The organism is Rhizobium sp. BR 315 (assembly GCF_050577975.1).
GTDB lineage: Bacteria > Pseudomonadota > Alphaproteobacteria > Rhizobiales > Rhizobiaceae > Rhizobium > Rhizobium miluonense.
Genome location: NZ_JARWKZ010000016.1, coordinates 59,240 through 77,550, shown reverse-complemented (window position 1 = coordinate 77,550; position 18,311 = coordinate 59,240). Strand labels below are relative to the sequence as shown.

The window sequence follows — 18,311 nt, the reverse complement described above, 5'->3', positions numbered from 1 at the left end:
ATGCAGCAAATACCGGCTATTCCACGTCGAACTTGACGCCTTGCGCCAAGGGCAGGGTGCGGCCGTAATTGATGGTGTTGGTCGCCCGGCGCATATACGCCTTCCAGGCATCCGAACCGGATTCGCGGCCGCCGCCCGTTTCCTTCTCGCCGCCGAAAGCCCCGCCGATCTCGGCACCGGAGGGACCGAGATTGACGTTGGCGATGCCGCAATCCGAACCGCGTGCAGACACGAACATCTCGGCCTCGCGCATGTCGTTGGTGAAGATCGAAGACGACAGGCCCTGAGGCACGGCATTGTGCAGCGCCAGCGCACTGTCGAAATCGCCGTATTTCATCACATAGAGGATCGGCGCGAAGGTTTCCTGCTCGACAGGGCCGGTCTGCTCGGGCATTTCGACGAGAGCCGGGCGAACATAGAAGGCATCGGCGGTGCCGTTTTCGACGCGCTCGCCGCCGGTGACCTTGCCGCCGGCCGCCTTCGCTGCCGCAAGAGCCGATTGCATGCGGTCAAAGGCCTGCTTGTCGATCAGGGGACCGACAAGGGTTCCCGCTTCGAGAGGATTGCCGATCGTCACCGAACCATAGGCCTTCTGCAGGCGCGGAACGAGCTGGTCGTAGACGCTTTCGTGGACGAAGAGGCGGCGCAGCGTCGTGCAGCGCTGGCCGGCAGTGCCCATCGCGGAAAACGCAACGCCGCGCAACGTAAGGTCGAGATCGGCCGTCGGGCAGACGATGGCCGCATTGTTGCCGCCAAGCTCGAGAATGGCGCGGGCGAAACGGCCGGCCAGGCGCGGGCCGACGGCACGACCCATGGCCGTCGATCCGGTCGCCGAAACCAGCGGCACCTGCGGATGATCGACCAGCAGCTCACCAAGATCGCGGCCGCCGATCAGCAATGTCGAAAGATTGGCCGGGGCTTCGCCACCTTCTGCGACATAACGCTTCAGCGCCTTTTCAAACAAGGCCTGCACGGCAAGCGCCGTCAGCGGCGTCTTTTCCGACGGCTTCCAGATGGTGGAATTGCCGCAGACCATGGCAAGCGCTGCGTTCCACGACCAGACGGCAACGGGGAAATTGAAGGCCGAGATGATGCCGATCGCACCCAGCGGATGCCAGCTTTCCATCATCCGGTGCTCCGAGCGCTCGGTAGCGATAGTCAGGCCATAGAGCTGGCGCGAGAGACCGACTGCGAAATCGCAGATGTCGATCATCTCCTGCACTTCGCCGAGGCCTTCGGAGGTGATCTTGCCGACTTCGATCGAGACGAGACGGCCAAGCGCCGCCTTGCCGGCGCGCAGCTCCTCGCCGAGCAGGCGGATCAGCTCCCCCCGCTTCGGCGCCGGCACGTTGCGCCAGGAAAGAAACGCTTCGTGCGCCCTCCCGATCGCGGCCTTCGCCTCGGCGGTCGAATGCTCCCTGAGCCAGCCGATCTCAGCGCCGGTCACGGGTGAGGTAACAGCGAGCGTTCCGCCCGTATAGCGATCGGCTGAAACGCCGAGTTCCGTCAATATCGCCCTGGTTTCAGCGGCAAGATCGAGTTTCGCGGTCATCTCGTTTCCTCTTCCTGTAACGGTGCTTTGATTATTCTTTTAGACCCTTGCGCCGACGAAATGTGCGGCCTGAGCGCCGGCCTCATACCACATTTCCTTCACCGTCCTGAAGCTTGGCTCGATGATATCGGTCAGCGGCAGCGGCAGATCGGCTTCGGGGATGTGTCCGAGGATATGGCCGGCAAGCACCTTGCCGAACACGGTTCCGGGCGCGATGCCGCGACCATTATAGCCGGAAAAACCGACGACATTGGGTGCGAACTTGTGGAAGCGCGGCAGCGCATTGTCGGTCATGCCGATCTTGCCGTACCATTCGCATTCGAAGGGAATGTCGCCGAGCTGCGGGAAGAGCTTCCTGAGCGACCGCCGGGCCCAGCTCTTGTGCACGGCAAGGCCAGTGTTGCGCAACGCCCCGACGCTGCCGAAAACGAGCCGGCCGGCTTGATCCATACGGAAGGATGACAGGACTTCCTTGGTATCCCAGGCGCCCTCGCGGCCGGGCAGCACGGATTTGCTGAGGTTGTCGCCAAGCGGCACGGTGGCAAAGTTGAAATAGGGCAGATGCACCTGCTCATTTCGCACCTGCTCCCAGGGGCCGGTGCTGTATGCGTCCGTCGCAACGACGATCCAATTGGCGCTGACCTTGCCGCTATCGGTCGATACCACCCATTTCGTGCCGCTCTTTTCCGTTGATATCACGCGGCTGCCGGTGTAAACGGCGACGCCTGCCTTGACCACGGCATGGGCGAGCCCGCGCGCATAGGCAAGCGGTTGCAGCGTACCGGCACGCATGTCGAGCAGAGCCCCGGCATAGGCGGAGCTGCCGACGCGCCGCTCCGTCTCCCCCGCATCGAGCACAGTGACCGGCGCGCCGCGCTTACTCCACTGCCACGCCCGCTCCTCGATCTCCTTCAAGCCCTGCGGCCCAACGGCGCAGTGCAGCGTGCCGTTGCGCTCGAGTTCGCAGGCAATGCTGTGCTTGTCGATCAGCTCCATCACCAGCTTCGGCGCATTGCTGAGAAGCTCGAGAAGCCGCTCGCCGTGAACGGTGCCAAGCTCGCCCGGCAGATCGTCCGGCATCACCCACATGCCGGCATTGATCAGGCCGACATTGCGCCCGGCCCCGCCAAAGCCGATCTCATTGGCCTCCAGCAACACGACGCTGCTGCCTGCTTCGGCAAGGTGCAGCGCCGACGACAGCCCGGTATAGCCGCCGCCGACCACGACGACATCGGCAGCAACCTGACCGGTGAGCGGCTTCGTCGCCGGCGGTTGCGGCGCGGTCTTTTCCCAGAGACCGTGGGAACGGGGATCATTCAGCATGAAATCGGTCCAATCGACAGAGGCATTCGGGGGTAATCTAGCCTCACGCTTGCCATTGCGAAAGCGGGAAGAACGACATCCGGTGGACAGAGCATGATGCCGAAAAGTGTGATCAGTTTTCGGACCACATCATGCTCCACTTCTTTGGTTTCAGAGCGGATTCAGATTTTAGGTCGAACAGACCTAAAATCATCCGGCTCTGGAGAAAAACTTGCATGGCCATGGGGCTTTCGACCATTATAGAGGAACGCCGGCCACCGTCACGGCCGCCGACAGAATCAGGACAATCTCATGAAGCCCATTTTCGTTCAGCTCCAATGCGCCCCCGGCAAGACCTATGAGGTCGCCGACGCAATCTACCAGACGGAGCTGGTGTCGGAACTCTATTCCACCAGCGGCGAATACGACCTGCTGATGAAGGTCTACATCGCCGAAGAGCAGGATATCGGCAAGTTCATCAACGACCATATCGCCAATATCCCCGGCATCATCCGCTCGCTGACGACGCTGACCTTCCGAGCGTTCTGAGCGATCCGGACTTAGGGTCGGTGCATCGCCGTCTAAGGACATTCGAATACAGCCCCTCACCCCAGCCCTCTCCCCGTTCTGACGGGGAGGGGGAGCCTATTACCTTTTGTGCAGGGTGGGAATGCGCTGCAAACGCCGGAGCAGTCCCCTCTCCCCGTCAGAACGGGGAGAGGGCTAGGGTGAGGGGCCAGGCACAATGGACCGGAATCAACACCCTCACCTGAGAAGCTCAACACTCCCCAGAGCAACGCCCCGCCATTAACCCTCTTGCCCGAAACCGCTTGGCTTTCCACCAGCGATTAAACCCTTTTTAACCGCCCGGATGATCTGCTTTGCCGACTGATCAACAAGCGGCGCGCTGCGGCGCCGGATTGCCGATGCTTGGCGCGGCATAGGGGTCGAGGGTGGATCGATGACATCGGCAGTTGCGGATATTCAGGCAAACAAGCAGGCCGCGCCGCTGATCGTGCATGTCGTGCGCCAGTTTCTGCCCAATAAGGGCGGCCTGGAAGACGTCGTTGCCAATCTCTGCCGGCAGCTGATCGCCCACGGCTATCGCGTGCGCGTCGTCACCTGCAACAGCCTGTTTTCCGATCCTGGCCGAGAACTCCCGGCGAGCGAAACGATCGACGGCATCGAGATCGTGCGCATTCCCTGGTCCGGCTCCAGCCGCTATCCGCTGGCGCCGCAGGCCTTCCGCCACATCTCCGACGCCGACCTTGTGCATGTCCACGCCGTCGATTTCTTCTTCGATGCGCTGGCCTGGGGCAAGCTGATGCATGGGCGCCCCATGGTCGCCACCACGCATGGCGGCTTCTTCCACACGCCGAAATACGCCACCATCAAGAAGATCTGGTTCAATACGGCAACAAGGCTTTCGGCACTCGGCTACAACTCAGTGATCTGCTGCAGCCAGTCCGACGCAAAGCTCTTTTCCAAAATCGCCAAAAACCGCGTCCGCCTCATCGAGAACGGCGCCGACGTCGGCAAATTCGCCAATTGCGCTGCCCTGGAAGCACGCCGGCGCATCGTCACCATCGGCCGCTTCTCCGTCAACAAGCGGCTCGACCGCATGCTCGATGTCATGAAAGTGCTGGCCGCCCGCCACGCCGACTGGCACCTCGATATCATCGGCGCAGTCTCGGATCTCGACCAGCCGATGCTCGAAAAAGAAATCGCCGCGCGCGGCCTCGAACAGAACGTTTCCCTGCATGTGTCGATCGACGACTGCTCGATCCGCAACGTCATCGCCCGCGCATCACTCTTCGCCTCGGCCTCCGAATATGAAGGCTTCGGCCTGGTGGCGATCGAGGCGATGAGCGCCGGTCTGCTGCCGGTGCTGAATACCAACGAAGCCTACAAGGCCATGGCGGAAACCCATCCGGCCCTAATACTCTCGGATTTCTCCAATCCGGAAACGGCTGCCGATAGCCTGACCGCAGCCTTCGAACGCCTTCAGGCCGATGATCTGACTCTGCGGCAGGAATTGCTGCGTGATGCCCGCGCCTATGCTTGGGACGAGGTGGCGCAGCGCTACATGGATGTCTATGCCGAAACCCTGGCTCCGAAGGGCAAGTCGCCTCAGATCCTGCGCCAGCGCGGCCAGGCCGCATAACCCTCCAGGATCCCCATGAGCCAGGCGCGCTTGTAGCGCGCTGCATCGAGGTTGAGGCGGACCAGCGCCAAGAGCCAGCCTGTAATGGGCCGGAGCAGTCGATACGCCACATAGGGCAGCGGAAAGGCCTGCTTGCGAATGAGCGCACCGAAGCCGCGCCCATATTTGCGCGCCCGCTCCACCTGGCGCGGACCATAGTCTGTGGTGACGCGATCGTGATGAACGATCAGGTTCGGGAAAAACCTCACCCGCTTGCCGATGGCAAGCGCGCGCAGCAGAAAATCCGCCTCCTCGCCGCTCTGAAAGGGCGACTCCGAGCCGACGCCGAGGTTTTCATCGAAGCCGCCGATCTCGGCAAGCGCGGCGCGGCGCACGAAGATGCCGTTCGAATTGCCGCATTTAAGGTAGTTCCAACGCGTCAATGAAAGCTGCGTCTCGCCGGTCGGGCTGACCGAGGTCACGCCCTCGGCATCAAGCGTGCGGCCTGTAACGATCGCAAGCTCGGGGTGCTTGATGAACAGCATATCGGCGGTGGCGAGCGTATCGGGTCCGTACCAGCAATCATCGTCCGGAAAGCAGACATAATCGCCTTCGGCGACCGCCATGCCATTGTTGCGTGCCCGCGAAAGCCCTTTCGCGGACCGGATATGCCGGATGACGAAGTGAGAGGAGAAGCGGTCGATGAGCGTGCGCAAGCGATCGTCCGCGTTCTGGTCGACGAGAATAACCTCGAAATTCCGTTGACGCTGTTCGGTCAGCGACCGGAACAGGCGCTCGAGCTGGTCGAAGCGATCGACCGTGCAAACGATGAGGCTGAACAATGAAGCTCTCCGGACAAGTCCCATACAGCCAACATCAGGCCGCAACACCAGAGCGGATGAATATTAGCCGAAGTAAAAAGTGAACTTCGAGCAGCATTAAACCCTAAATATTAAGGCATATGAAATAGAGCTGACGCTATCTCCACGAAGAGCCGACATCCACATTGAGTTTCGGCGAATTGAGGGACGGTCATCTTCATGACGAAGAGCATCATGGCAAATTCGGTGTTGAACGCGGTAGCGGGTCTGAGCCTGCTCGCGACCGGCTTTGCATGTTCGATCATTGCCGCGCGCCTGCTTGGCCCGGAAGCCAATGGCATCATCGCCTTCTCGCTGTGGCTGACGACGACGGGAGCGCTTGTTGCCGAGCTCGGCGCCGGTGTTACCTTGCTGCGCCTGCTGCCGCAATTGAAGGGCCGGGGCTATTCGACGGAGGAGCGACTGGGTTTTGCCGCCTATCTCCTGCAGCCGACGATCCTTGCGACGCTGGTCCTCTTCATCGGCTATACGGTGTATTATTGGGATACGGAGCGGCTGCATTGGGCCGGCGAAGCATCCGCCGTCGTTGCCATCACCGGCATTTTCTTCGTTCTTCAGTCGCTCGGCGCCTATAGCAAGAATTATCTGATCGGCGAGCAGCAGCTCGGTGTGTTCCTGCGCATCACCCTGATGAGCTCGGGGCTGCAGCTGGTCACCGTACTCATTGGCGCAATCTTTTATGGCGTCAGCGGCGCGCTTGCCGGCTATGCGATCGGCCAATTGCCGATGTTCTTCGCGACCCTCAAGATCGCCATCGCGCGCAAGAATAGCTGCGGCGTCGGTCTCGCCTCCCTCGTCAGCTCCTCGTTCATTCTTTCGATCGAGTTCATCAACAGCTCGATCTTCCTCAACCGAATCGAACTCTTGTTCCTGCAGCACTACTGGGGCGTCGAAGCGGTCGGCTTCTATGCCGTCGGCCTCTCGCTCGCCAATCTGGCGCTGCAGCTGCCGGTGCAGCTGAGCGGCAGCCTCCTGCCTTATTATTCCGAGCAGATGCATGCGCGGGCATCCGACAAGCTGCCGGTGCACGTCTTCGCCGGCGTAGCGCGCAGCATAGCCTATATCACTCTGCCGATGAGCTTCGGCCTTGCCGCCATCGCGCCTGAGCTGGTGGTGGCGATCTTCGGCAAGCCCTTCGCGCCGAGCGGCGGCATGGTGGCGTTGCTGTCGCTGACCGCAGCGCCCTACGTCGTCATGCAGATTTGCACGCAATATCTCTATTCGCTCGATCGCGTGCGCGAACGTACGGTCATCGGCATCATCGCCAGCGCTATCATGGTCGTCGGCTGCCTGGTTGCAGTGCCTTTCTATGGTGGCGAAGGCGCCGCCCTGGTTCGCTTTCTGACCTTCACCGCCATGTGTCTGCTGATGGTAAGGCGCATGGAATTCGAGGGCTCGACGCGCGACATGCTCATCAACCTCGCCAAGGTGACGATGGCAGCCATTCTTTGCGCCGCCGCCGCCTACAGCTTCGTTCAAGCCCTACCGGGTATTGCAGGCCTTGTGGGCGCAATCATCGCTGGTGCATTCGCCTATGGCATCGCTCTCAGGCTGCTGAAAGCCGTGCCGGCCGAGGACATCGATGTCCTGCAGAAAGTTGCGGCGCGATTGCCTGCCCGCGCGCATCCGATTGCTGTTCACGCTCTGGCGTTACTGGCGCCACGCCGAATGTGAGGAGAATACGATGGCTGGTTGGGGAGCCGCCGGAGATCAAAGCGAAACGAAAGATATAAGATCGGCCGCGACGCCGGTAACCTTCGCCGGCACGGTCGGGCTGTTCATGGCCGCTGCCAAGCCATCGATGGGAACCGCAGTCCTGTTTCTCAGCCCCTGGGGCTTCGAGGAAATGTGCGTTCGCAAGTTCTGGCGGATACTGGCGGAAGATCTTGCCGATCTCGGCATAGCCAGCCTGCGTTTCGACTATGCGGGCACCGGCGACGCACTCGATCCTGCCGATGAAGGCGAAGGCTTGACGCTTTGGGAGGAAACGGCGCTTGCCGCTGCCGCCGAGCTGAAGTCGCTCTCCGGCTGCGATCGCCTGATCCTCATCAACCAGGGCCTCGGCAGCGCCATCGCCGCCCGGCTGGCGGAACGCCTTACCGGCATTGACGGCATCGCCTTTCTTGCACCCGTCGTCTCCGGGCGTGCCCATTTGCGCGAGCTGACCGTCTGGTCGAAGATGATCGACGAGAGCATGGGACTGGCGGAGGCGCAAAGGCAGACGGAAGGGGTCACCGTTGCCAGCCTGCGCATGCCCGACACCGTTGCCGACGCCGTCAAGAAACTCAATCTGATGAGCCTCGCCGGGCTTGCCGCACCGAACTGCCTTGTGCTGACAAGGCCCAACCGCCCGGGCGATACGGACTTTGCCCGCCATCTCGATACATTGGCTCCCAATGTCGTCCAGGCAACGTATGAAGGCTATGACGAACTGGTATCCAACCCCACTATCGCCGTCATGCCGACAGCGACGGGCCGCACGATCGTGGGGTGGACAAGGTCGATCGCCGGCCCATCCCGCCCGGCGGCATCGATCAGTTCAGAGACGGCGAGTGCTGCACCTCTCGCCGGCGACGGCTTTCGCGAGACGCCGCTGCGTTTCGGCAAAGGCCTGCGTCTCTTCGGCATTCTCTGCGAGCCCGAGGGCAAACGGACAGGCGCGACGGCACTGCTGCTGACCACGGCCTATGACAGGAATGCCGGCTGGGGCCGGATGTCGGTCACCATGGCGCGAGCGCTTGCCCGCGACGGCATTGCCTCACTGCGTTTCGACACCGCCAATGTCGGCGACAGCCCGCCGCTTCCCGGCGCACCGGAGCAGGTGCTCTATTCCAGCAAACAATATCGCGACGTCGCCGAGGCTCTCGATCTGCTGGAGGCACGCAAGCTTCTGCCAGCCTTTACCGTCGGCCGCTGCAGCGGCGGCTATCTGGCTTTCCAGGCAGCCGTGCACGACATCAGATGCAAGGGCCTCGTGACGGCGAACCCCTACAGCTTCTCCTGGGACGAAAGCCGATCGGTCGACGAAGCCCTGCGCTTCGCGCCGCGATCGCTTGAAACCTACGGACGGAAATTCCTGCAGGTGGAAACGCTGAAGCGGCTGCTTGGCGGCCAGATCGATGCGAAAAGCGCTTTGCGCAACCTGGCCACCGTCTTGGGCCGGCGCGCAGTGCGATCGGGCCGCCGGCTGCTCGGCTTCTTTCCCTTCCTCGCCGGTGCTCAAGGGCCCGTCGTCAACGGCTTCCGCACGCTTTCCAAACGCCGGGTCGACATGTCGCTGATCTACAGTGCCCACGACATCGGCCTCGATCATCTCCGCGAACAATTCGGTCAAGACGCCTGCGGCCTGAAGCAGTTCCCCGACATACGCCTCACCATCATTCCCGAAGCAGATCACAATCTGACCCCGCCCAGCGCGCGCAGCATATATCTCAGCGAGGTGAAAAAGATGGGATTGAGGCTCGGCAAGGCATGATTCTCGACCCCGATAATCGCTGGAAATACTCGCCATATCCGGCACTTGCTGTATAGTTGCTCCATGAGGCTCCTGATCGTCGAAGACAACCGCGAACTGGCGTCCTGGCTCGGCAAAGCGCTGCGTCAGGCACAATATGTCGTCGACATCGCCTATGACGGCGAGGACGCGGAGCACATGCTGAAAGTGGCAGCCTATGCCCTCGTCATCCTCGATCTGTCGCTGCCGAAAATGGACGGATTGACGCTGCTGAAGCGCCTGCGCCAGAGCGGCAACAAGGTGCCTGTCATCATCCTGACGGCCAATGCCAGCCTCGACGGCCGGGTTGCCGGCCTCGACAGCGGCGCCGACGATTATCTCGCCAAGCCTTTCGAGATTGCCGAGCTCGAGGCCCGCATACGCGCCGCTGTCCGCCGCGGCCACGATCGCGCCGCTCCCGAGATCGCCGTGGGTGACTTGGTGTTCGATGGCGGGACGCGGCAATTCTATCTCGCCGGCGAAATATTGTCGCTGACGCCGCGCGAGCATGCCGTGCTCGAACACCTCGTCATGAAGGCCGGAACGACGGTGACTAAGACCACGCTGTCGGAAAGCGTCTTCGGCTTCGACGATCTCGCCGATACCAGCGCCATCGAAATCTACGTCCACCGCGTCCGCAAGAAGCTCGAAGGCAGCACCGTGCAGATCGCGACGCTGCGCGGCCTGGGTTACCTCCTCCGCCATGCGCAATGAGGATGCTCCCCCGCCGAAAGGACGTCTGAGGCGAGCCATGAGCGCGGTGACGAGCAGCCTGCGGGCGCAATTGTTCGCCTGGGTCGTGCTGACACTGATCGGAGCGATCTGCGTCAACCTCTATCTCAGCTTCCGGACCGCCGACGCGACGGCCAATCTCGTCACCGACCGCACCCTGCTCGCTTCGGCGCGTGTGATCGCGGAGGCCGTGCGTGTCGATGCCAGCGGCAGCGTGCAGATCGATATCCCGCCTGCCGCATTGGAAATGTTCGACACAGGCTATGGCGACCGCGTCTTCTACAAGGTCGTAACTGCATGGGGAAACCTCGTGGCCGGTTTCCCGGATCTGCCTCGGCCGAAGCGCGACATGATCGGCGAAGACAGGACGTTTCGGACCGACGGCGTCCGCATGCTGATGTTGAGCCATCCTGTGGTCGGCCTCGATCAGGACGGTACGATTTCCGTCGCCGTTGCCGTCACCCACAACAGCCAGTATGCCATGCGCCGCAGGCTGTGGCTGTCGGACTTCACAAAACAGCTCGCGCTTGTGCTGCTTGCCGGCCTGGTGACGATCATCGGCCTGCAGCGCGGCCTCACTCCCGTGCTGCGGCTGCGTGACGCCGTTCGCGAGCGCGGTCGCCAGCGCCTGGATCCGCTGGACCCCCATATGGTGCAGAACGAGCTTCGGCCGCTCGTTCACGCCCTCAACGATCACATGGAGCGCGTGCAGAACCAGATGGCGGCGCAACGCCGCTTCGTCTCGAATGCCGCCCATCAGCTGCGCACGCCGCTCGCCCTTATCTCGACACAGGCAAGCGTTGCCGCACGCGAGACGGATGATCGCAGCCGAGACGAAGCGCTGGCCGCATTGCGCTCCAGCACGCGGCATGTGACCCGGCTTGCCAGCCAGCTCCTGACGCTTTCGCGCGCCGAACCCGGCAGCCGGCGGCCGCGGAACGACACGATCGATCTCGCTGAAACGGCCCGACGGGTGCTGGAAACGCTTGCCGAGGAAGCCTTGCGCCGCAACATCGATCTTGGGCTCGAGACAGACGAAACGCCGGTGCGCATCGAAGGCGACGGCACCATGCTGCGCGAGATGCTGGTCAATCTCATCGACAATGCGCTGCGCTACACGCCGACGGGCGGTCGGGTCACGGTCGGCATCAGCCGGGAAGGCGCTACGGCTCTGCTATGGGTCGAGGATAATGGACCGGGCATTCCCGAAGCCGAGCGCGCCCAGGTGTTCGAGCGCTTCTACCGCATCATGGGCACGGACCCGGAAGGCAGCGGCCTGGGGCTTGCAATCGTCCGCGAAGTGGTCGACGGCGCCGGCGGCTCGGTCACGCTTGGCGACGCGGCCGGCGGCGGGCTGCTCGTTAGCGTGCGGCTTCCTGCCATTTGAAGGTGTAGGCGGCGGTAATCACGGGATAGTCCTTCTCCCCGCGGGCGGGGAGAGGGTTAGGGTGAGGGGCTTTTCGCAGAAGGCCGTAAAAGCACCTCTACAGCTCTTCCCATGCGAAACCGATCATAACTCTCCCGCAAGTCGATAGCCCGCGGCCCCTCACCCCAGCCCTCTCCCCGCCTGCGGGGAGAGGGGGCCTCCGTGCAGACCAACAAAAAAAGGCCGGGCAAGATGCCCGGCCCTGGCCTTGGGAGGTGCCAGTAATTGGCGGCTTAGTGCGTGTCGAGGCTCTGCTGCGGACGCCAGCGGGTAATGCGGTTCTCGATGAGCGTCATCACATATTCGGCGCCGAGCGTGACGACCATCACGAGGATGATCGCGGCATAGAGGCCGGCCGCATCATAGGTGCCCTTGGCGATCGAGATCAGGTAGCCGATACCGGCCAGCGATCCCACGAACTCGCCGACGATGGCGCCGATGATGGCGAAGGAGAAGGAGATGTGCAGGCTTGCAAAAATCCAGCTCATCGCCGAGGGCAGGATGACGTTGCGGGTGACCTGCCAGTTCGAAGCGCCGAGAATGCGGGCATTGGCGATCATGTTGCGGTCGGCTTCGCGAACGCCCTGGAAGGCATTGGCGAACACGACGAAGAACACCATGATGAAGGCGAGCGCCACCTTGGACGGCAGACCGAGACCCATGATCATCACGAAGATCGGCGCAAGAACGACACGCGGGATCGAGTTGATCGCCTTGATGTAGATCGACAGGATGTCGGAAGCCAGCTTGTTGCGGCCGAGGGCGACACCGACGAGAACGCCGGTCACCGAGCCGATGACGAAGCCGATCAGCGCTTCTTCCATGGTCACGCCGAGATGATACCAGAGCGGGCCGCTCTCGGTGCCCTCGGTGATCCAGTCGCGGAGGCGCAGCGCAATGCCATAGGGGCTGGAATAGAAGAACGGATCGATCCAGTGCAGATCGGAGGAGAGCTGCCAGAGGCCGAGGATGCCAAGCAGAATGCCGATCTGCCAAGCCACGACGACGTATTTGCGGCGTGTCATCGCCTTCAGTGCTGCGGCTTCGATTTCCGCGTCCGAGGTGCCGGCGCGGAAGATCGGAGCATTGCCTGCTTCGAGAGCTGTGTTTGCCATGATCAATCCTCCCTTATGCCGCTTCTGCGGCACGGCGATAGCTGGTTTCGACCTCTTCACGCAGGTCGTCCCAGATCGTCTTGCAATAATCGATGAAGTTCTGCTCGTAGCGGATTTCCGAGACGACGCGTGGGCGCGGCAGGTCGATCGTATAGACCGATTTCACCGTGGCCGGACCGGCTGTGAGAACATAAACCTTGTCGGCAAGGGCGACTGCTTCTTCGAGATCGTGCGTCACGAAGACGACGGAAGCCTGACGTTCAGCCCAGAGCTTCAGAAGCTCTTCATGCATGACCGTGCGGGTCTGCACGTCGAGCGCCGAGAACGGCTCGTCCATCAGCAGGATTTCCGGCTCGTTGATGAAGGTCTGCGCCAGCGAAGCGCGCTTGCGCATACCGCCGGAGAGCTGATGCGGATAGTGATGCAGGAACTTCGAAAGCCCGACGCGAGCGAGCCAGTCCTTGGCGGTCTTTTCGGCCTCGGCCTTCGACTTGCCGCGGAACAGTGGGCCGGCCATGACGTTTTCGATGACATTCTTCCAGGGGAAGAGCGCATCCGTCTGGAAGGCGAAGCCGACGCGCGGGTCGATGCCGTTGACCGGGCCGCCCATCAGGCGGACCTCGCCGGCGCTCGGCTTGGCAAGGCCGGTGACGAGATTGAGCGTCGTCGACTTGCCGCAGCCCGTCGGTCCCACAACGGCGACGAATTCGCCGCGCTCGACGGTCATGTTGAAATCGCGAAGTGCGGTCAGCGACTTACCGGTCGGCGATACGAAGCGGCGGCTGACATTGATGAGCTCTATCGCCGGGGTGCGGCGTTCATCCTGTTGCATATTGCTGATCCTGACGCGTGCCTTCGGGCGTGCACGCAAAGCCCGGTGAACTGCCGCTTCCGGAACCGGCCGGAAGCAGCGGCATGACTGCTTACTTGACGTTCTTCACGAATTCCGTCGTATAGGTCTTCGACAGGTCGATCGTCTTGCCCTTCACGTTCTTGGAGAACTGCGAGAGCACGGCGAGAACGGTCTTCGGACCATCTTCCGGCATCACGCCATCGGCCGTGAACATTTCCTTGCCGGCGTCGAGAGCCTTGATGTAGCCGTCCTTGTCGCCGACGTAGAAGTCCTTGGGCATCTTGTCGGCAATTTCAGCGGCAGAATGGGTATGAATGAAGCGCAGCGTCTTGACGAAGGCGTTCGCAAGCTTCTGAACCTCTTCCTTATGGGCATCGACCCATGCGGCATCCATATAGAGCGAAGCCGCCGGATAGGTACCGCCGAGCGCTTTCTCGGTGCCCTTGAGCGTACGCAGATCGACCAGAACCTTGGCCTCGCCCGTCTTCAGTAGGCGCGAGATGGTCGGTTCGGTGGTCATGCCCACCTGGATGGCATCCTGCTGCATGGCGGCAATGAAAGTCTGGCCTGCTCCGACCGGAACGGGCGTTACATCAGCCGGCGAGAGGCCAGCCTTGGAAGCCATGTAAAGCGTCAGGAAGTTGGTGGAGGAGCCGAGGCCGGTGACGCCGGCACGCTTGCCCTTCAGATCGGCGAAGGACTTGATGTCCGGATACTTGGCCGAAACCAGCTCTACTTCGCCCGGTGCCTGGCTGAACTGCACGACGGACTTGATGAACTTGCCCTTGGCCTGTAGGTCGACACAGTGATCGTAGAAGCCGACGACACCCTGAACGGCGCCTGCCAGCAGCTGGTTTTCGGCGTCGACGCCGGCGGATTCGTTGAGAAGCTCGACCTCGAGGCCTTCATCCTTGAAGTAACCGAGGGATTCGGCGAGCTTGGCCGGCAGATAGATCTGCTTTTCGTAGCCGCCCACCATGATGGAGATCTTGTCAGCGGCGTTGGCTGCCGTGGCAGCGAAGGAAGCAGCTGATATGACGAGGGAAAGGGCTACGGTATGAAAAAACGTGCGCGATGGACGCATCAATGTCTCCTCCTATTTAGATCGTTGCGCCATGCGACGCTGCAGAAAAGGCGCTTCCTCCACGAAGCTCAGCGAACCTAACGTAGGTTACCTTTCAGTCAGCTTTCAGCACGCAACCCCTCCAAGGCGACATTGCAATTTTATTACGTGGACGCCGGCGGCACAGATATATGGCCGCCGGCGCTTGTCTTCTGTTTCCGGATCAGACGTGAAACCCACCCCCGGTTAAGACCGGGAACGATGCTCCGCGCTATTTGGCGTTCTTGACGAATTCGGTCGTATAGGTCCTCGCCAGGTCGATCGACTTGCCCTGGACGTTCTTGGAAAATTCGGAAAGCACGGCGAGAACGGTTTTCGGACCATCTTCCGGCATCACGCCATCGGGCGTGAACATCGCCTTGCCGTTTTCGAGCGCCTTCACATAGCCTTCCTTGTCACCGACATAGAAGTCCTTCGGCATCTTGTCGGCAATCTCGGCGGCCGAGTGGGTGTTGATGAAATGCAGCGTCTTGACGAAAGCATTCGCAAGCTTCTGCGTTTCCTCCTTGTGATCCTTGACCCACGCTTCCTGCATGTAAAGAGACGCGGCAGGATAGGTTCCGCCCAGCGCSGCCCTTGTTCCGGCCATCGTGCGCATGTCGATGAGAACCTTGGCCTCGCCGGTCTTCARGAGACGCGAGACCGTCGGCTCCGTCGTCATGCCGGCCTGGATGGCRTCCTGCTGCATGGCGGCAATGAAGGTCTGGCCGGCGCCGACCGGAACGGAGGTGAATTCCCCGAGCTTCAGGCCGCTCTTGACGGCCAGGTACTGCGTCAGGAAGTTGGTCGAGGAACCGAGGCCGGTGACGCCGAGGTTCTTGCCCTTGAAGTCGGCGGCGGACTTGATCTCCGGATGCTTGGCCGACACCAGCTCGACTTCGCCGGGCGCCTGGCTGAACTGCACGACGGATTCGACGAACTTGCCCTTGCCCTGCAGGTCGATGCAGTGATCGTAGAAGCCGACGACGCCCTGGACGGCGCCCGCAAGCATYTCRTTTTCGGCATCGACGCCCGCGGGCTCGTTCAGAAGCTCGACGCTGAGACCCTCATCCTTGAAATAGCCGAGCCCCTCGGCAAGCTTGGCCGGCAGGTAGATCTGCTTCTCGTAGCCGCCCACCATGATGGAAATCTTGCCGGCCGCCTGTGCAGCCGTCGTCGCAAACGACGCCGCAGTCATCGCGAGGGAAAGTGCCACCGAATATTTGAGAACGTTTGATGCACGCATTTAGTTTTCCTCTCCATTTGTGTGCCGGGGCAGTTGATCGCCGCACAGCACGCTTCCTCCTCGAAGCTTCAGCACGCTAGCGCCACCAACCTTTCAGTCAGCTTTCAATGGGACATCGAGCACAGCAATATTGAGCCTTTGTTTCGACCGAGCGTACAAATTGCTGCGCATGCCAAGACGGCTTCTTCGGTTGAAATATATGCGGCCACGCTCAGGGGACTGGACCATATCAGCGATGGTCCCGCAGTCTGACGACTTCAGCGCCCCGCAGAAACCGACCACAGCGCCAAGTTACTTAGCTGTCGACCGATCCTGATACGGTCGTCGTCATTTGCCGTAGAGCGCACGGGAGCGTTCTAAGTGCTTCAAGATGGCGTTCTCCGCGCCGTCGGCATCGCTTTGCTCGATCCGGCTGACGATTTCCTCGTGTTCGACAAGCGTGAATTTCTCCTTGCCCGCCCAAATCAGCATGTCGGTGTGATACTCCTTCAGCCAGGCAAGCATTGCTTCACTGAAGGCGACAAATATCGGGTTTCCAGAGATCTTCGCGATACGCGTGTGAAACTCCATATCCGCGTCGATGAAGCTGTCTGCATCGCCAATCGAGCTTCGCTGACGTTGAATTATAGCCTTCAGATCGTCGATGTCGTTCTTGGACACACGCTGAGCCGCTTCGCGGGCCATGCCGCGCTCAAAAAAAATCCGGGCGCTCTTCAGATGTTCGAGCGTGTCGTGCGACTGGGAAAGCATGATCTTCGCCGTCAGGTCGACTTGCTGGAATATCGACTGCGCCGTCAACCTGAGAACCTTGGCTCTTTCGCCATGAGAAATGTTTACGAGACCTTTGGCGGCCAGCGCCTGCATCGCTTCGCGAATGGCAGGGCGGCCGACGCCAAATCGCTCCATCAGGACACGTTCGGAAGGCATTTCGTCGTCAGGCTTGAGATCACCTGATGTGATCATTCGCTCAAGTCGATCGAATACCTCGTCGGACAGCTTCCGACGCACGATTTGTTCGATGGGTTGGGTCATTGGGTTCCGCTGGCTCAAATCTTCCCTCCTCCTACTACGTTCGCGTCTCGGGGCAAAGCGCCCGAAATTACGGCTTCTAAAATTTTCGCTTCCAATCACATGGAATACTCATTATACCAGCTAACGAGTTGACGCCACGACTATTTGATCTGGCGAGAGGAGCAACTGGCATTCGATGATGATTACGCTGACTTACCGCATCGAGACATCAGGCAGCGTCGAGGCTATGGCGGACAAGATCGCAAGCGATCAGTCGACCGGAACCTTCGTGTCGATCCCCGGCGAGACCGAGGAATTGAAGTTGCGGGTTGCCGCACGGGTATTGGCGGTCCGCCCACTTGATGACGGGGACCAGCCGACCTGGCCGGAGGTAGCCCCTGGCACACGCCTTAGCCGCGCCGACGTCGACATTGCCTTTCCTCTGGACGCGATCGGCACCGATCTCTCCGCGCTGATGACCATCGCGATCGGCGGCGTATTTTCCATCAAGGGTATGACAGGCATCCGCATCGTCGACATGAAATTGCCTGATGCCTTCAAGGACGCGCATCCCGGACCGCAATTCGGCATTCCCGGCAGCCGTCGCCTGACCGGCGTCGAAGGGCGCCCGATCATCGGCACGATCGTCAAGCCGGCGCTGGGGCTTCGTCCGCACGAAACCGCAGACCTTGTCGGCGAACTAATCGAATCCGGCGTAGATTTCATCAAGGATGACGAGAAGCTCATGAGCCCGGCCTACTCGCCGCTCAAGGACCGGGTTATGGCGATCATGCCGCGAATTCTCGATCACGAGCAGAAGACGGGCAAGAAGGTGATGTACGCCTTTGGCATCTCGCACGCCGATCCCGACGAGATGATGCGCAACCACGATATCGTCGCCAAGGCCGGCGGTAACTGCGCGGTCATCAACATCAATTCGATTGGCTTTGGCGGCATGAGCTTTCTGCGTAAGCGGTCCAATCTGGTGCTGCACGCTCACCGGAACGGCTGGGACGTGCTGACACGTCATCCGGGCGCAGGCCTGGACTTCAAGGTCTACCAGCAATTCTGGCGCCTCCTTGGCGTCGACCAGTTTCAGATCAACGGCATCAAGGTCAAATATTGGGAGCCGGACGAGAGCTTCGTTTCCTCCTTCGAGGCGGTCAGCGCCCCACTCTTCGATCGGTCGGATTGCCCGCTTCCGGTTGTTGGCTCCGGCCAATGGGGCGGGCAGGCGCCCGAGACATATCAGCGGACCGGCCGCACCACCGACCTTCTCTATCTCTGCGGCGGAGGCATTGTCAGCCACCCCGGTGGTCCGGCAGCCGGCGTTCGCGCCGTGCAGCAGGCCTGGCAGGCGGCCGTGGCTGACATTCCCTTGGAGATCTACGCAAAAGACCATCGCGAGCTCGCCGCCTCTATCGCGAAATTCGGCAATGGCAGAGACGCGTGAAA

At 61.3% G+C, this 18,311-nt stretch carries 15 protein-coding genes; 7 read left to right on the top strand and 8 right to left on the bottom strand.

What is annotated here, in order from left to right:
* Positions 1-16 precede the first annotated feature (16 nt).
* Together amaB and QD409_RS17440 are read right to left on the bottom strand one after the other, a co-directional pair.
* A complete protein-coding gene (gene amaB, locus QD409_RS17445; RefSeq protein WP_430763218.1) occupies positions 17-1,552 on the bottom strand; it encodes an L-piperidine-6-carboxylate dehydrogenase in 1,536 nt (511 codons plus the stop codon).
* Positions 1,553-1,591: 39 nt separating this feature from the next.
* Entirely contained in the window at positions 1,592-2,875 is a 1,284-nt protein-coding gene (locus QD409_RS17440) for an NAD(P)/FAD-dependent oxidoreductase (protein ID WP_430763217.1), read from the bottom strand.
* A 291-nt stretch (positions 2,876-3,166) separates the two neighbouring features.
* Between QD409_RS17440 and QD409_RS17435 the strand changes: the two genes are divergently transcribed.
* A complete protein-coding gene (locus QD409_RS17435) occupies positions 3,167-3,403 on the top strand; it encodes an Lrp/AsnC ligand binding domain-containing protein (RefSeq protein WP_004125824.1) in 237 nt (78 codons plus the stop codon).
* A 412-nt stretch (positions 3,404-3,815) separates the two neighbouring features.
* A complete protein-coding gene (locus tag QD409_RS17430; protein ID WP_092855512.1) occupies positions 3,816-5,018 on the top strand; it encodes a glycosyltransferase family 4 protein in 1,203 nt (400 codons plus the stop codon).
* Here the strand turns inward: QD409_RS17430 and QD409_RS17425 are convergent.
* Positions 4,985-5,839 (bottom strand): glycosyltransferase family 2 protein, encoded by an 855-nt coding sequence (locus tag QD409_RS17425; RefSeq protein WP_092855514.1) that lies wholly within the window; start codon positions 5,837-5,839, stop codon positions 4,985-4,987. The two genes, QD409_RS17430 and QD409_RS17425, sit on opposite strands and share 34 nt — an antisense overlap.
* A 198-nt stretch (positions 5,840-6,037) precedes the next feature.
* Between QD409_RS17425 and QD409_RS17420 the strand changes: the two genes are divergently transcribed.
* The 4 genes from QD409_RS17420 (at position 6,038) to QD409_RS17405 (ending at position 11,490) form a co-directional block, all read left to right on the top strand.
* A complete protein-coding gene (locus tag QD409_RS17420) occupies positions 6,038-7,552 on the top strand; it encodes a lipopolysaccharide biosynthesis protein (protein ID WP_092855516.1) in 1,515 nt (504 codons plus the stop codon).
* A gap of 10 nt (positions 7,553-7,562) precedes the next feature.
* The gene (locus QD409_RS17415) at positions 7,563-9,353 is read left to right on the top strand and encodes an alpha/beta fold hydrolase (protein WP_092855518.1); all 1,791 of its coding nucleotides are present in this window, start codon (positions 7,563-7,565) and stop codon (positions 9,351-9,353) included.
* Positions 9,354-9,416: 63 nt separating this feature from the next.
* Positions 9,417-10,085 carry a response regulator gene (locus QD409_RS17410; protein WP_092855520.1) on the top strand — a complete coding sequence of 223 codons (669 nt, stop codon included), beginning with the start codon at positions 9,417-9,419 and terminating at the stop codon, positions 10,083-10,085.
* A 37-nt stretch (positions 10,086-10,122) separates the two neighbouring features.
* Positions 10,123-11,490 (top strand): sensor histidine kinase, encoded by a 1,368-nt coding sequence (locus tag QD409_RS17405; protein WP_425348572.1) that lies wholly within the window; start codon positions 10,123-10,125, stop codon positions 11,488-11,490.
* A 272-nt stretch (positions 11,491-11,762) separates the two neighbouring features.
* Here QD409_RS17405 and QD409_RS17400 read toward each other — a convergent pair whose 3' ends face one another.
* From QD409_RS17400 to QD409_RS17380, 5 genes are all read right to left on the bottom strand, one after another.
* Entirely contained in the window at positions 11,763-12,644 is an 882-nt protein-coding gene (locus tag QD409_RS17400) for an ABC transporter permease (protein ID WP_092855523.1), read from the bottom strand.
* Between the two features lie 13 nt (positions 12,645-12,657).
* Entirely contained in the window at positions 12,658-13,476 is an 819-nt protein-coding gene (locus QD409_RS17395) for an ABC transporter ATP-binding protein (protein ID WP_092855525.1), read from the bottom strand.
* A 91-nt stretch (positions 13,477-13,567) separates the two neighbouring features.
* Positions 13,568-14,581, bottom strand: coding sequence for an ABC transporter substrate-binding protein (locus QD409_RS17390; protein WP_092855527.1), 1,014 nt, complete (start codon positions 14,579-14,581; stop codon positions 13,568-13,570).
* 250 nt (positions 14,582-14,831) lie between these two features.
* Entirely contained in the window at positions 14,832-15,845 is a 1,014-nt protein-coding gene (locus QD409_RS17385) for an ABC transporter substrate-binding protein (RefSeq protein WP_430763216.1), read from the bottom strand.
* 327 nt (positions 15,846-16,172) lie between these two features.
* Entirely contained in the window at positions 16,173-16,877 is a 705-nt protein-coding gene (locus QD409_RS17380; protein ID WP_092854708.1) for a transcriptional regulator NanR, read from the bottom strand.
* Between the two features lie 175 nt (positions 16,878-17,052).
* Between QD409_RS17380 and oiaX the strand changes: the two genes are divergently transcribed.
* Positions 17,053-18,309 carry a 3-oxo-isoapionate-4-phosphate decarboxylase OiaX gene (gene oiaX, locus QD409_RS17375; RefSeq protein ID WP_092854706.1) on the top strand — a complete coding sequence of 419 codons (1,257 nt, stop codon included), beginning with the start codon at positions 17,053-17,055 and terminating at the stop codon, positions 18,307-18,309.
* Positions 18,310-18,311: the final 2 nt, after the last annotated feature.